Origin of the sequence: Deinococcus aquaedulcis (assembly GCF_019693445.1) — a bacterium.
GTDB classification, from domain to species: Bacteria; Deinococcota; Deinococci; order Deinococcales; family Deinococcaceae; genus Deinococcus; species Deinococcus aquaedulcis.
Map to the genome: position 1 here is coordinate 1 of NZ_JAHRBL010000040.1, position 13,191 is coordinate 13,191.

Sequence of the window (13,191 nt, forward strand, 5' to 3'; positions counted from 1 at the left end):
CCAACGATCACGCTCGTCGGCGGTTGAGGCTTGGCGTTGACGACGCAGCAGTTCGTCTTCATCTAAGTGCTTCAGAGGAATGATCGCTTTGATACACTAACTATACTTCAAATTTGTATCACCTCGCACCAGACGGGCACAGCCACCAGGGTCGCCGGGTAGACCGTGCCCTGATGCCAGATCTGACGCCAGACCCGTTCGTACAGCGGCACCTCTTCCTCGGCGAAGAACCCGCTCCGCGTAGAGAATCCATACTCGCCCGGCCCGAGCTGAAGCATGGCCAGCAGCCAGTGTGCCAGCCGGGGATCGCCGTAACACGACTGGCCCAGGAGTCGCTGCTCTTCCGGCGTGAACCTCACTGCCTGAGCTTAGCGGGTGCCCAGGTGGTGGATCGCGCTCAGTGGGCGGCCACGGTCTCTTTCCCCATCTGTTCCTGCGCCAGCCGCTCCCAGTTCACGCGGCGCAGGCGCCATTCAAAGATCGCCACTTTCACCAGTTCCTCGGCGCTGCGGCCCAGAAACACACCCCACACGCCCAGCGGCGTGAACAGCCCCAACCAGATTGCCAGCGGCAGCCCCACCACAAAGGCGCCCACCACGTCGCCCAGAATCACGCCCCGGCCATCGGCGGCGCCCGGCAGCACCCCGCCGCCGATAATCATGTTGCGCACCTTGGCCACCTGGGTTACCGCACTGATCAGCACGCCGACCAGGGCAATGTGGTGCACCTCGGCGCCCACGCGGGGAAAGAGGGGGGGCACCAGCAGGGCGCTGAGAGCGAACAGCAGGCCAAAGCCGGCGCCCGTCAGCAGGCCCGCGCGGCCAATGCGGCCCAGCCACAGGCGCGCGCCCGCCGCGTCGCCCGCCCCCAGGGCGCGGCTGGTAAACACGGTGGCCGCGCTCATCAGGCCGAACGAGCCCACGATAAAAATGCCCTCCAGCGTGCCCACAATCTGGCTGGCCGCCAGCGCCTCGGTGCCCACCCGGGCAAACACGGCGGCGTACAGAAAACCCCCCAGGCTCCAGGCAAATTCGGTAAAGGCCAGCGGCGCGCTGATGCTCAGCAGCGGGCCCGTAATGGTGCGCCATGCCGCACGCGCGGGCAGGGCCAGGGCCGCCAGATGCCGGGGGCCGTAAATCTGATAGGCCAGCAGCGCCACCTTCAGCACGTTGGCCACCACCAGCGCCCACGCCGCGCCCACCACGCCCAGCTTGGGCAACGGCCCCACGCCGAACACCAGCCCGTAGGCCACCAGACTTTCTACGATCACCGTGATCACGGTGGCCACCAGCGGCGTGCGGGCGTGCCCCAATGAGCGCAGGGCCCCGCTGAAAATCCAGGCGAGGCTGCCTGGAATCAGCGCCAGCATGGCCACCTGCATATAGGGCGTGGCGGCCAGGGTCACGGCCTCTTCCCCACCGGCAAGGCGCAGCAGGGGCTCGGCCAGTCCCACCACCGGCACGGTCAGCAGCAGCGCCAGCAAGGCGCCGGTCAATACGCTCAGCGTCAGGGTCTGGTTGACCCCAGGGCGGTCGCCGGCCCCCCAGCGGCGGGCCACCAGAATGCTGGTGCTGCTGCCCAGGGCGCCCAGCGTGACAAAGAACAGAAAGCTGAGGCTGCCCGCCAGTCCCACCGCTGCCACCGCGACGGCCCCCAGCGCGCCCACGATGACCTGGTTCACGAAGGTCAACACCAGCTGAATGACCATCTCCAGACTGACAGGAATGGCGAGGTCAGCGATCTGCCGCGCCGGGCTCTTGATCGATTCAGAAGGGGACGGATTCAGGGCGGCTCCGGCAGACATGCCGCCCACCTTACACCGCGCTCGCCCGGGGCTGGTCAGCCAAATGGCACATTGACCGGCAGGGGCGTGGAGTCGCCACCTTTGCCTTGCATTTGAAAGATATTGACGGCGTTTTCTTGACACTCATCAGGAGAGCCGCCAGAATGCCGGAAGCGAGGCCCCTTCTGCCATGACCCCTGATTCCAGCGCCGCCCCCGCCCCCCTGATTCCCGCCACGGGCTGGGCTATCATTGATTCCACCCTGCGCGAAGGCGAGCAGTTTGCGCGCGGCAACTTCAAAACCGACGACAAGGTCGAGATCGCCCGCGCGCTGGACGCCTTCGGCGTGGAGTTCATCGAGGTCACCACGCCGATGGTGAGTGCCCAGACCCACGCCGACATCCGCAAGCTGACGGGCCTGGGTCTGAAGGCCAAATTCCTGACCCATGTGCGCTGCCACATGGACGATGTGCAGCGCGCTGTGGATACCGGCGTGGACGGCCTGGACCTGCTGTTTGGCACCAGTTCGTTCCTGCGCGAATTCAGTCACGGCAAGAACATTGCCCAGATTATTGAGGCGGCGCAGGAGGTCATCAGCTGGATCAAGACCAACCACCCCGCGCTGCAAATCCGCTTTTCCGCCGAGGACACCTTCCGCTCCGAGGAAGCCGACCTGATGGCGGTCTACCGCGCCGTGTCCGACCTGGGCGTGCACCGGGTGGGCTTGGCCGACACCGTGGGGGTCGCCACGCCCCGGCAGGTGTACACGCTGGTGCGCGAGGTGCGCAAGGTGATTCACCCGGACTGCGGCATTGAATTCCACGGCCACAACGACACCGGCTGCGCGGTCAGCAACGCCTACGAGGCCGTGGAAGCCGGGGCCACGCACATTGACACCACCATCCTGGGCATTGGCGAGCGCAACGGGATCACGCCGCTGGGGGGCTTTCTGGCCCGCATGTTCACCTTTGATCCCCAGGGCCTGATCGACAAGTACAACCTGGACCTGCTGCCTGAACTGGACGCCATGATCGCGCGGATGGTGGGCCTGCCGATTCCGTGGAATAACTACCTGACCGGTGAGTTCGCCTACAACCACAAGGCGGGCATGCACCTGAAAGCCATCTATCTGAACCCCGGCGCCTACGAGGCCATTCCGCCCGGCGTGTTCGGCGTGGGGCGGCGCATTCAGGCGGCCAGCAAGGTGACGGGCAAGCACGCGATCGCCTACAAAGCCCGTGAACTGGGCCTGCACTACGGTGAGGACGCGCTGCGCCGGGTCACCGACCATATCAAGGCGCTGGCCGAACACGGCGAACTGGACGACGAGCACCTGGAACACGTCCTGAGGGAATGGGTCAGCGCCTGATACGGGACTGAAGTGATGCCACACCCGGCCAAGCCACCCGGTGGCCCTCTCACCCTTCCGTCGCTCCGCTCCTCCTTCCCTCTCCCACCAGGGGAGAGGGCAACACAGCAAGCGATCAGAAGAGAAGCCAGTCATGTTCAGCCCGTATGAGCCAGAAGGGATATGCCAGCGCCGCGCGGCCGGGCGTGACCCCAAGTGAGGCGGGACAAGAGCAGAACAAGCCCCCCCACACCACGTCTGAGCTTTTGAAAGTAGAACCTCCTGGGCCGCACCAAGACCCCTTGCCCCCGTACAGCCCAGGTCCAGACGAGGCCGTCGTGCCCGAAGGGCGCGGGCCATTACGCTGGGGCGAAGGATGGCGTCGAGGCCGGACACGTCACTTGGTCGAGCAACCACAGCCAACGTCAGTAGAAACTCTTGCCCAGCGCAGCGCTGCTCCCCCTGCCCCTCTGGGGTAGGGGGCTGGGGGGTGGGGCCTACGAAACAGAGCTACAACCAACGCCCTATGACTTGGCCCCGCACCCTCCCCAAAGGCGGCGTGACACTGGCAAAACCCCTACTTCCAGCCCCACCCGACCTGGATGCTCACCCAGGCCGCCCTAACCCGCTGAAGCGGAGAAGAACTATTTCCGCCGACATGGCCGCCGGATGACCGCGCGACCTTTCCCCTCCAGGTCGATTCGCGCCCAGCCAGCCGAGTGCTGCAACTGCGCCGGCCAGCGGCGCTCTGCGTGCAGGCCTACGGCACCCGTCAAGACCTGCGCGCCATGCAGCGGGCCGTTTCCGCAAAAATCAGGCCATGACTGTCCCCCAGCCCTTGTCCGAGTCCCCCACGCTCTGCCGCGTCTTCGCCGAACCCAGCGGCCAGGGCGGCAAACGGGTCGCTGTGTTTCTGTCCCCGGTGGCGGATCCCCAGACCGCTGCGGGCCACAGTGGCGCGCCCCTGAGCGTCTTCGTGGAGGCGGCCGACCTCGCCCTGGTCCACCTGCGCGTTTTCACGCCCACGCAGGAGAAAGGCAGTTCAGACAGCGCCGCCCTGGCCGCGTTGAGCGCCCTGCACGCCCGGTCCCCCCTGAGCGACCTGCTGACCGTGGTGCAAGGGGCAGGCCCGGGTGCCGAGGAGCAAAGCGCACAGCTGTGCGGCGGCGAGTGGCTGCTGCGCCAGGGCGAGGTGGCCGCCACCCCCGTGACCGCCGACCTTACCCCGCTGGGCCTGGCTGGCCTGGACGCCTGGGTCGCCAGCACCGGGCGCCCCAATCTGGTGGTGGGTCTCCCCAGCCTGTCGGCTCTGAGCACCTTTGTCCCGGATGACCACCACGTGGCTGCTGTGAACCTCGCCACAGGCACCACCGGGCTGGTGCTGTTTGCGCCGGGCGGGCCAGGCCGGGCCCAGGTCAGCTTTCGCGCCTTTGGCCCCCTGAAAGGCTTCTCCGAGGACGCCGCCAGCAGCAACATGCTGGCCTGCCTGACCGGGGTTCTGGCGCGCGAGGGGCGGCTCCCCCCCGACACCAACTTGCTGCGCGCGGCCCAGTGCAAACCCGGCCAGCCGGCCCGCCTGAGCGCCCAGTTCGCGGCGACGACCAGCGGCACGGAGGTCTGGGTGGGGGGCCGGGCTGAGGGGTTGTAGCAAGATGTTTTGCACGCCTCCCCTGCACATGTCACGGGGAAAAGCCATAGCCCTTCAGCCAGAGCGCATAGCCCCTGCCGTCAGCACCGACGCGAACGGTCGTAGAAACTGTTCTGACCGCCATTTATTTGCCCATCACTGCTCTGCATGGCGGACAAGGCAAGCCGCTCGCAGCACGCCAGTAAAACAGCCCACCTGCACCGAAGCGGGCTGTCTTTATCGCTTTGTCCTGCTCGTCATTGCCACCAAGCCCGACAGCGCCAGAGGTTCATTCATCCAGCGAGGCCGCGAAAGACCCTTGACCTCCTGTTCCTCACAGCCTCAGCGTGGGTTCAGAAGGTGTCACCCACGGCAAACCGCACGTCCACGCGGTTCAGGCCCGCCCCGCCTGGGGTGGCGGGTTCGGTGCGCGGCATCACCGAGAGCGTGGCGCGGCGCTCCTGTCCACCTTGGCGCGCCGTGAGCGCCACCGTCCACAGCCCCTCAGCGCTGCGTTTCGGTGCGGCCGTGGTCCAGCCCTGGGCCCGGAGTGCGCCCAGGTAATGGTCCAAGACCGTGACGGGCGCCTGCGCTGTGCGAACTGTGGCGTAGGTGGCATACGAAGAATCGCTGTAGCTGCTGCCGCCTGGGCTCACGCGGGCGCCAGCGGGTGCGGGCAGCGAGGGCAGCACCATGCCGGTGGCCCGCAGCGCCGCGAGGGGATGGCGGGACGGCACGCCCCGGCCCGGCGAGAAGTAGTTCTGATAAGCCGGATCGTTCCACTCCAGGCTGGCCGGGCAGAGTGCACTCATACCCGCGAAGGTGTAGACGCTGTAGACCACCTGACTGCCCCCAGGCACCGCACTCGCCGACACCGCCAGGGACCCAGGGACCCCTGGTTTGCACTGGCTCTTGATGACCGTTGTTTCCCCTGCGGGTGTGCTGAAGGCGAAGATCCGTTCCCCTTCAGAGGGGTCATCGTACTGGTCACGCCACCCTTCCACCGCCAGGGCTTTATTGGCCGCCAGCTGCGCCGCTTCGGGCGTGGCTGTGCTGCGAACCACCACCAGCGTGGTTTCGGGCTTGACCACCGAACCCACCAGCGTCTGCCCAGGCAGGGTCGGCAGCCGGAAGGGCAGCGTGCTCGGAAGCTGCCCAGGCCGGAAAGCGTCGGCCGCGCTGACGCCGGCGGTGGCCAGCAGCAGGGCGCGCTCGCCTTCCGTCAGGCGCGAGAACAGGTCTGACCCGGCAGGTTGGGCCAGCGCGCTGCCCGCCAGAAGAAGACCCAGAGAGAATGCCCGAAAAGAAAAGGTCATACTGCACTGTAGGCGCTGCCTGAACGGGATGCGAGCGAACTTGCGGCCCGCGCCAGGTATTGGCGCCCTCCCCACTTCACCCTTTTCACCGTTCGGCCCTGAGGAGAGGAAGCGTACACGCCCCCACCGCCTCTTTCTCCGCAGGACTTCACGGAATTCCCACCTGCGGCCACCGTACACTTGGTCACATGGAGTTTCTGCTTGACCTTCACCCCGACGCCTATCCCCTGGAGGGATTCCGGCGCCGGCAGTTGCTCGACTGGGTCTTCGGGCAGGGCGTGGGCACCTTCGAGGCCATGACGAACCTGCCAGCTGCCCTTCGCACGGAACTGGCCGAAAAGTACCACCTTAACCCTTTCAAACTCATCGAAACCGTGCGCAGCACTGACGGCAGCGTGAAGTACCTGTTTACCCTGCAAGACGGCCGCCAGATGGAAGCCGTGTACATGCCGTACCTGGACCGCAAGACCATCTGCGTGTCCACCATGGTGGGCTGCCCGGCCAAGTGCGCGTTCTGCGCCACCGGGGCTATGGGCTTTGGCCGCAACCTTACCCCGGGCGAGATCGTGGCGCAGGTGCTGGCGGTGGCCGGCGGCGAGGGCATCGCCCCGCGCGAGATCCGCAACCTCGTGTTCATGGGGATGGGCGAGGCCATGCTGAACTACGACCACACCATGCTGGCCGCACGGATCCTGTTGCACCCCCAGGCGCTGGGCATGAGCAAGCGCCGCGTGACCCTCTCGACGGTGGGGATCGCCAAAGGCATCCGCCGCCTGGCCGCCGAGGACGACCTGGGCATCAAGCTGGCGATCAGCCTGCACGCCCCGGACGAAGAAACCCGGCGACGAATCATTCCCACCGGACACGTGAATTCCATCGAGGAGATCATGGCCGCCGCCCACGACTATCAGGCGGTCACGGGGCGGCGCATCACCATGGAATACACCATGCTGCGTGGCGTGAACGACCACGCCTGGCAGGCCGAACTGCTGGCCGAGTTGCTGCGCGGCCTCGTCAGCCACGTGAACCTGATTCCCATGAATCCCTGGGCCGGCTCCGGCTTTGAAAGCAGCACCGAGGAACAGATTCAGACCTTCTACGACATCCTGCATGCCCGGGGCGTGGACGTCAGTGTGCGCCGCTCACGGGGGCGGGATGCCGGCGCAGCCTGCGGCCAGCTGGCGCTGAAACGGCCTCAGGCGGTCACGGGCGCGGCCTGAAGTTCCCTCAGAGATGAGTAAGGGTTCCGAGAGACGTTAATGCTAGGCTACGGGCGTTTTCCGCACATCAGGAGGCCATGAAGGTGACGCAACACACGAAAGCGGTTCTGCTGGGGCTCACGCTGGCTCTCGCCACGTCGGGGGCCGCCCAGACGATGATCGAGACGGTCAGCACCATCGGCGTACAGAACACCCTGCAGTCGGCGGGCACGCCGGGCGCGCAGGGGGCGCTCCAGAGCGCGCAGAATCTTCAGACGCCCGGCGCGGGGGCGCCGGGACAGACGGCGCCGGCGGTGCCGGTCACGCCCCTGACCGCCGAGCAGCAGGCGCAGCTGACCCAGGCCCGCGCCGCTTTCCAGGCCGGCAGCTATGCCCAGGCCCGCACCCTCTTTGAGGGCATCATCGCCCAGAACTACACCAACCCCGAGCCGCACTTCGGGCTGGCCCTGACCCTGTTTGCCCTGAACGACGAGCGCGGCGCCACCTTTGAGCTGCAGCAGTTCCGGGCCCTAGCACCAGGGCGCTTTGAAGGCCCCTACAACCTGGGCGTGATCGCCGCGCGTGGCGGCAACCACGAGCAGGCCCTGACCCTCTTTACCGAGGCTGCCACCCTGATGAAAGACCAGGCGGGCCCGGCGGCGCAGCGTCAGGTTCTTGAAGCCCTGGCCGCCGAGCAGACCCGCAAGGCCGACTTTGCCGCCCTGAGCACCACCCTGGCCGCCATTGCCGTGATTGACCCCAAGGACCAGGACGTGCAGTTCCGGCTGGCGCAGGCCCGCACCCTCAGCGGGCAGGGGTCGGCGGCGCTGCCGGGCCTGTACGCGCTGATCCAGGCGGCCCCCGCCCGGGTGGACGCCGCGCTCTTGCTGGCCGACATCTACGTGGCCCAGAACCTGCCTGACCGGGCGATCCGGGAACTGGACGCAGCGGCCGGCCGGGTGCAGAACGGCGGTGACCGCTCGGCGCTGCTGCTGCGCAAGGCCCGCATTCTGGCAGCGTCGGGGGACACCCGCGCGGCCGTGTTTGCCGCCCGCGACGCGGCGCGCGAGGACAGCCGCAATGCCGCCGCCTTCGCCCTGGAAGGCGAACTGCGCGCCGCGCGTGGCGACCGCCCCGGCGCCCTGACCGCGCTGCAGAACGCCGTGAAGATCGCCCCCCAGAACGCCGCCTACCGCGCCGCGCTGGCCGGCGTGCGCCTGACCCTGAACCAGAACGCCGAGGCCGCCCGTGACGCCGCCCTGGCCCTGACGCTGCGCCCGGATGACGCCACGCTGGCGCGCGCCCTGTTTGTGCAGGGGGTGGCGGCCTACCGCCAGGGGCAGTACGCCCAGGCCCGTACCGCACTGCGCTCCAGCCAGACGCGCGCCCCCAGCGCCGACACCGCCCTGTGGCTGGGCCTGACCGCCTACGCCCAGAAGGATTACGAGGGCGCCGCCAGCGCCCTGGGCGAGAGCGTGAAGCTCAGCCCCACGGTGACTGCGCGCGTGAACCTCGCCAGCGCCCTGCTGGCCAGCGCCCGTTACCCCGAAGCCGAGGCCATCCTGCGCGGCCTTGTGACCGATGACCCCAAGAACGCCGAAGCGTGGTACCTGCTGGGGCTGGCCCAGCGGGCCCAGTCGCGTGAAGCCGACGCCCGCACCTCGCTGCGCACGGCGGCGGCCCTGGGCAACAGCAAGGCGCAGGGGGCCCTCAGGTGAGCCGCCCGGCCCAGGGCCCCGCGCGGGCCCGCCGCTGGCCTGACCTGATGATCGGCGCGCTGGTGCTGGCGCTGCTGGGCGGCTTTGGCACCGTGCTGCTGCGCGGCAATTCTGCCCCGGCCCCCCAGAGTGCGGCCACCCCTGAAACCACCCCCGCCATTCCCAGTGCCCCGGGCAGCGCCGCTCCAGCGGGCGAAGGCGCGGCGGCCAGCGCGGTGACGCCCCCGGCCCAGACCACCCCCGCCACGGAAACCGCTGACCCCGCCGCCACCGAGGCCCCAGTGATCGCCGCAGCCCCCATTGGGGCCCCAGACCCGGCCCTGCAGGCCGCTGCGGCGCAGGCGGCTGGTCCTAAAACGGAGGAGTCGGCGACCGAAGCCACCTCAGAAGGCACCCCGGACGAAGCGACACCAGCCACCGAGCAGACGCCAGCGGCCACCCCCCGCACCGGCGGCGCCGTGGCGACCACCGAGCAGCGCGTGCCCCTGCGCAGCGACTACCGCATCAGCCTGGGGACGTTTGGCAGCGAGGACGGTGCCCGCCGTGCGGCGGCCGGGGTGAGCGCCCTGGGCTACACGGTGTATCCCATTGACCTGGGCTCGCAGGTGGTGGCCCAGCTGGGGCCCTTTGCCGACGAAACCAGTGCCCGGCAGGCCCTGGCCGATGTGCAGCGGGCTTACCCAGCCGCCGTGCTATACCCCCCGCGTGGCCGCAGCCTGAGCGGCGGCGCCGCCGAGACCACCCAGCCAAATGTGGCGGCGCCCAGCTCGGCCGGGCAGGACACAGACGCCGCGTCCACAGCCCCCACAGAGGCGAGCGCGCCGGCCCCGGCTGAAGCCGCTCCTGCCCCCGACGGCCCGGTGTACCTACAGGTGGGCGCGTTCGACCGGGTGGAGAGCGCGCAAAACCTGGTGCAGCAGCTGCGTGATCTGGGCTATGCTCCCACGGTGAATGCTCCTGAAGGCCGCAAGGTCACCGTGCTGGTGGGCCCCTACACTGCCGACGCCCTGACGCGCACCGAGGGCCGCCTCAGCGAAAACGGTCTCGACCACTTCCGGGTGCGCTGAAGTGGCTGAGGTTCCCACCGCCGCCATCAGCCGCTTGGTCACCTACTTGCGGATTCTGGAACACCTCGAACTCCAGGACGTGAGCCGCACCAGCAGCAACGATCTGGCCGAGCGGGCTGGCGTGAGCGCCTTTCAGGTTCGCAAGGATCTGGCGTACTTTGGCCGGTTCGGCACACGCGGTATGGGCTACACCGTGCCCATCCTGAAACGCGAGCTGGTGCGCGTGCTGGGCCTCAACCGGTCCTGGAACGTGGTGATCGTGGGGATGGGGCGGCTGGGGCAGGCGATTGCCAATTATCCTGGCGCCAGCGATTACCAGTTTCAGTATGTGGGCTTGTTCGACGTGAGCCCCGGGGTGGTCGGCCAGCAGGTGCGAGGCCTCACGGTCGCCCACATGAACGACCTGACGGACTTTACCCGCCTGAACGCCGTGGATATGGGCTTTCTGGCCGTGCCCCCCGAGCGCGCCCAGGACGCTGCTCAGGCCCTGGTGGATGCCGGCGTGAAAGGCATTCTGAACTTTGCACCCACCGTCATTCAGCCGCGCGCCGCCGAGCGCCCGGGTTTGCAAGACATCAGTGACGAGTGGCGTGGTGTCATTGTGGAAAATGTCGATTTTCTCGCCGGTATGAAGCGCCTTGCCTTCTATATTTTAAATCCCCACCTCAAAGATGCCCCCGCTCCGGAGGAACCCGCATGAAGAAAGCCGCCCTTCTGACTCTGCCCCTGCTCATTGCGTCGTGTAATCCCCCTGCTACCCCAGGCACCGGTTCCGGCTCCGTTACCGCCTCGTCCGGCAAGACCACAGTCACAGCCACTGAGGGTCAGCTGGCCGGCAGCACCACGTATACCTTCACCAACAAAGCCGGGGCCCGCGAAGTCACGATTAATTCAGCCACCCTGACCTGGACCGATCCCGCTTCCAACGCGACCAAAACAGAGACAGTGAATATCGCGGCTTTCACGCTGCCAGCAGGGCTGAGTTGCCCCGCTTCGGCCGCCAACCCCGCTGCGTCATGTGCCTTCAACGATCCGAACACCACATTTGCCGACCGCACTGTCAGCCGCAGCATTTCGGATGCTGAGTTGTTTGGCAAGGTGCTGAGCGCCAATCCCAGTGCCGCCAATCTGCCAGTCAGCGTGCAGTTTAATAGCACGCAGAACGCGCTGCCCTTTACTTTCACGTCCAGCACCGGCAACGGCGGCGGCGGCGGAAAACCTGCGGAACAGTCCCCGACGCCTGTCCTGGAGGTGGTGGGCACCGGACCATACGCGGGCAACATCAATGTCAATGTCTCGGGCAATTTCGACGCGGCCAGCGAGATTGAGCGTGTGGTGCTCCAGGTGACGGACGGCAACAATGTGGTGGACAACTCCACCTACACCACAACCCAGGCACGCGCCACATTCAGCGTGGACACCACGCGGTTCGCCAATGGGCCGTTGAAGCTGAAGGTGATTGCTTACACTAAGAGCGGCCTGACTGGCACCAGCGCCGAAAAGACGGTGCAGGTTCAGAACCTCACCAGCCCCGAGCTCTCTGTGGCCGCACCAACTGATGGTGCCCTTGTGAACACGCCCAGCTTGCCTGTGCGCATTACCCTGACCAAACGCAGCGCCGACTACACGATTGATCCTCAGACGATTCAGGTTGATGTCCTTGATTTCCGTGGAACGGTGGTCTTGCAAAAGACAATGGCGACCAATAGCAGCGACTGTGTGGGAACAGCAGATTCGCTGACCTGCAATACGATGTTCGATATCGCAGGTCTTCCTGCGGATACCTACAACATCCGGGTGCGGACGCGAGTCCGGGTTGACCCGAACGGCGCCAACATCACGCGCAATCTCGAAACCTCCAGCCGCTTCACAGCAAATACCGTCAGCGGGCTGCCACCTGCGGCCAGTATTCGTTTCCCGGCCATTACTGATGCGCGCCAGCCAGGCCGACTGGACAGTGAATCGGGCATTCTTGTCACTGTAAGCGACAACACTGGCGTCAACGTGGTCGAAGCACGCGTCGTCGGGCCTTTCGACGCCACCAAGCCGCTCGCGCTCAACGGCACCACCCAGTGCCAGGAGAGCCAACCTGTGGCCGGCCGGAGTCCCGTCGATGTCCTCATGCTTAACAGGGGCTTTAACCCTCCTGTTGTAATGGGCGACATTTTCCTGCCCAGCATGGATATTGACGGTTCTGCTTATGTGCCTGACAACAACACCAACGAGCGCTACGATCTGCGTGTCACCACTGTTGATGTCGAAGGCAACCGTAACATTCAGTGCATCCCCATCACGATCAACCGGGCGCAAACTCGTTTGGAGCGTCCCCGTTACACCGAAAGCACCTCAACAAATCCTGCGACACCCAATCCTTTGCCCGGGGAACTGAATTACACCTCTGGAACTTGGACCCTCAGCAATATCCCCAACCGCAGCCGGGTGGCTGCTGTCGTCTACCAAGATGGTGTTCAGAAGACCGTTTCTGTCAATAGCTCTGTCACGGGAAGCACCAATCTGACCTATTCCTTCGGGAACCCAGGAACGTATCAAATCGTTTGGGTCATTCAAGACATGGTCACTGGAATCGTGACGACTGTAGCCGGCGATATCGTCACAGTCATTCGCAACCCCTGATCGTATCACTTCGTCCTAGCTAATCTTGAACGTGTTTATCTAAAAACTGGAATATAGACCAGAGATGACTTGAAAATCGCGATGCCCCGAAGGAAAATTCCTTCGGGGCATCGCAATCTTCTCTTATCGATATGCCTATCCGATAATCAAATTCAAATAATGCTCAAACTTCTATTTAAACAAAGTCAACTATTAAGAAAATTTCACATAGACGATTTCACATCATGCCGCATCTCTTGAATCACTCATACCGTAAGGCCTTTGTTCGCCACCATCGGCAAAGATACATTTGTTTCGAGTATGCACGAGTATTAAAGCTCTGCTTTTTCCACTAGGCCTAATGACTTGCTGGAAAATCAGCATTCGCATTAGGGCCATCTCAGGAGTTGCACCTGCATAACAGCAGGAGAGCGCTCCCAGCCGGGAGACTCTGGGAGTGTCTATGTCACAGATTCCGGGGGAGCGCGTTCGCATTCTGGCAGATGCATTTCTGGCCATC

General features: G+C 65.6%; 10 protein-coding genes. 7 read left to right on the plus strand and 3 right to left on the minus strand.

Going from position 1 to position 13,191, the window contains the following annotated elements:
- Window positions 1–107: 107 nt before the first annotated feature.
- On the minus strand, window positions 108–359 hold the full coding sequence (locus KMW22_RS18940; protein ID WP_221091586.1) for a hypothetical protein: 252 nt from the start codon (window positions 357–359) through the stop codon (window positions 108–110).
- A 38-nt stretch (window positions 360–397) separates the two neighbouring features.
- Window positions 398–1,804, minus strand: coding sequence for an MATE family efflux transporter (locus KMW22_RS18945; protein ID WP_221091587.1), 1,407 nt, complete (start codon window positions 1,802–1,804; stop codon window positions 398–400).
- A 169-nt stretch (window positions 1,805–1,973) separates the two neighbouring features.
- Between KMW22_RS18945 and lysS the strand changes: the two genes are divergently transcribed.
- Both lysS and KMW22_RS18955 read left to right on the plus strand, forming a co-directional pair.
- On the plus strand, window positions 1,974–3,152 hold the full coding sequence (lysS, locus tag KMW22_RS18950; RefSeq protein ID WP_221091588.1) for a homocitrate synthase: 1,179 nt from the start codon (window positions 1,974–1,976) through the stop codon (window positions 3,150–3,152).
- Between the two features lie 799 nt (window positions 3,153–3,951).
- A complete protein-coding gene (locus KMW22_RS18955; RefSeq protein ID WP_221091589.1) occupies window positions 3,952–4,779 on the plus strand; it encodes a PhzF family phenazine biosynthesis protein in 828 nt (275 codons plus the stop codon).
- A gap of 332 nt (window positions 4,780–5,111) precedes the next feature.
- Here the strand turns inward: KMW22_RS18955 and KMW22_RS19510 are convergent, their stop codons facing one another.
- Window positions 5,112–6,074: a hypothetical protein gene (locus KMW22_RS19510; protein WP_235693142.1), complete on the minus strand. Its 963-nt coding sequence runs from the start codon at window positions 6,072–6,074 to the stop codon at window positions 5,112–5,114.
- A gap of 188 nt (window positions 6,075–6,262) precedes the next feature.
- Here KMW22_RS19510 and rlmN point away from each other — a divergent pair, with 188 nt between their 5' ends.
- The 5 genes from rlmN to KMW22_RS18985 all read left to right on the plus strand — a co-directional run bounded on the left by rlmN (window position 6,263) and on the right by KMW22_RS18985 (window position 12,692).
- Window positions 6,263–7,294, plus strand: coding sequence for a 23S rRNA (adenine(2503)-C(2))-methyltransferase RlmN (gene rlmN / locus KMW22_RS18965; RefSeq protein ID WP_221091590.1), 1,032 nt, complete (start codon window positions 6,263–6,265; stop codon window positions 7,292–7,294).
- A gap of 77 nt (window positions 7,295–7,371) precedes the next feature.
- Window positions 7,372–8,991, plus strand: a complete 1,620-nt coding sequence (locus KMW22_RS18970) for a tetratricopeptide repeat protein (protein WP_221091591.1) — start codon at window positions 7,372–7,374, stop codon at window positions 8,989–8,991.
- A complete protein-coding gene (locus KMW22_RS18975) occupies window positions 8,988–10,058 on the plus strand; it encodes an SPOR domain-containing protein (protein ID WP_221091592.1) in 1,071 nt (356 codons plus the stop codon). The genes KMW22_RS18970 and KMW22_RS18975 overlap by 4 nt, the downstream gene beginning before the upstream one ends.
- A 1-nt stretch (window position 10,059) precedes the next feature.
- A complete protein-coding gene (locus KMW22_RS18980; RefSeq protein WP_221091593.1) occupies window positions 10,060–10,758 on the plus strand; it encodes a redox-sensing transcriptional repressor Rex in 699 nt (232 codons plus the stop codon).
- Window positions 10,755–12,692, plus strand: coding sequence for a hypothetical protein (locus KMW22_RS18985; RefSeq protein ID WP_221091594.1), 1,938 nt, complete (start codon window positions 10,755–10,757; stop codon window positions 12,690–12,692). Before KMW22_RS18980 ends, KMW22_RS18985 begins: the two co-directional genes overlap by 4 nt.
- Window positions 12,693–13,191 lie beyond the last annotated feature (499 nt).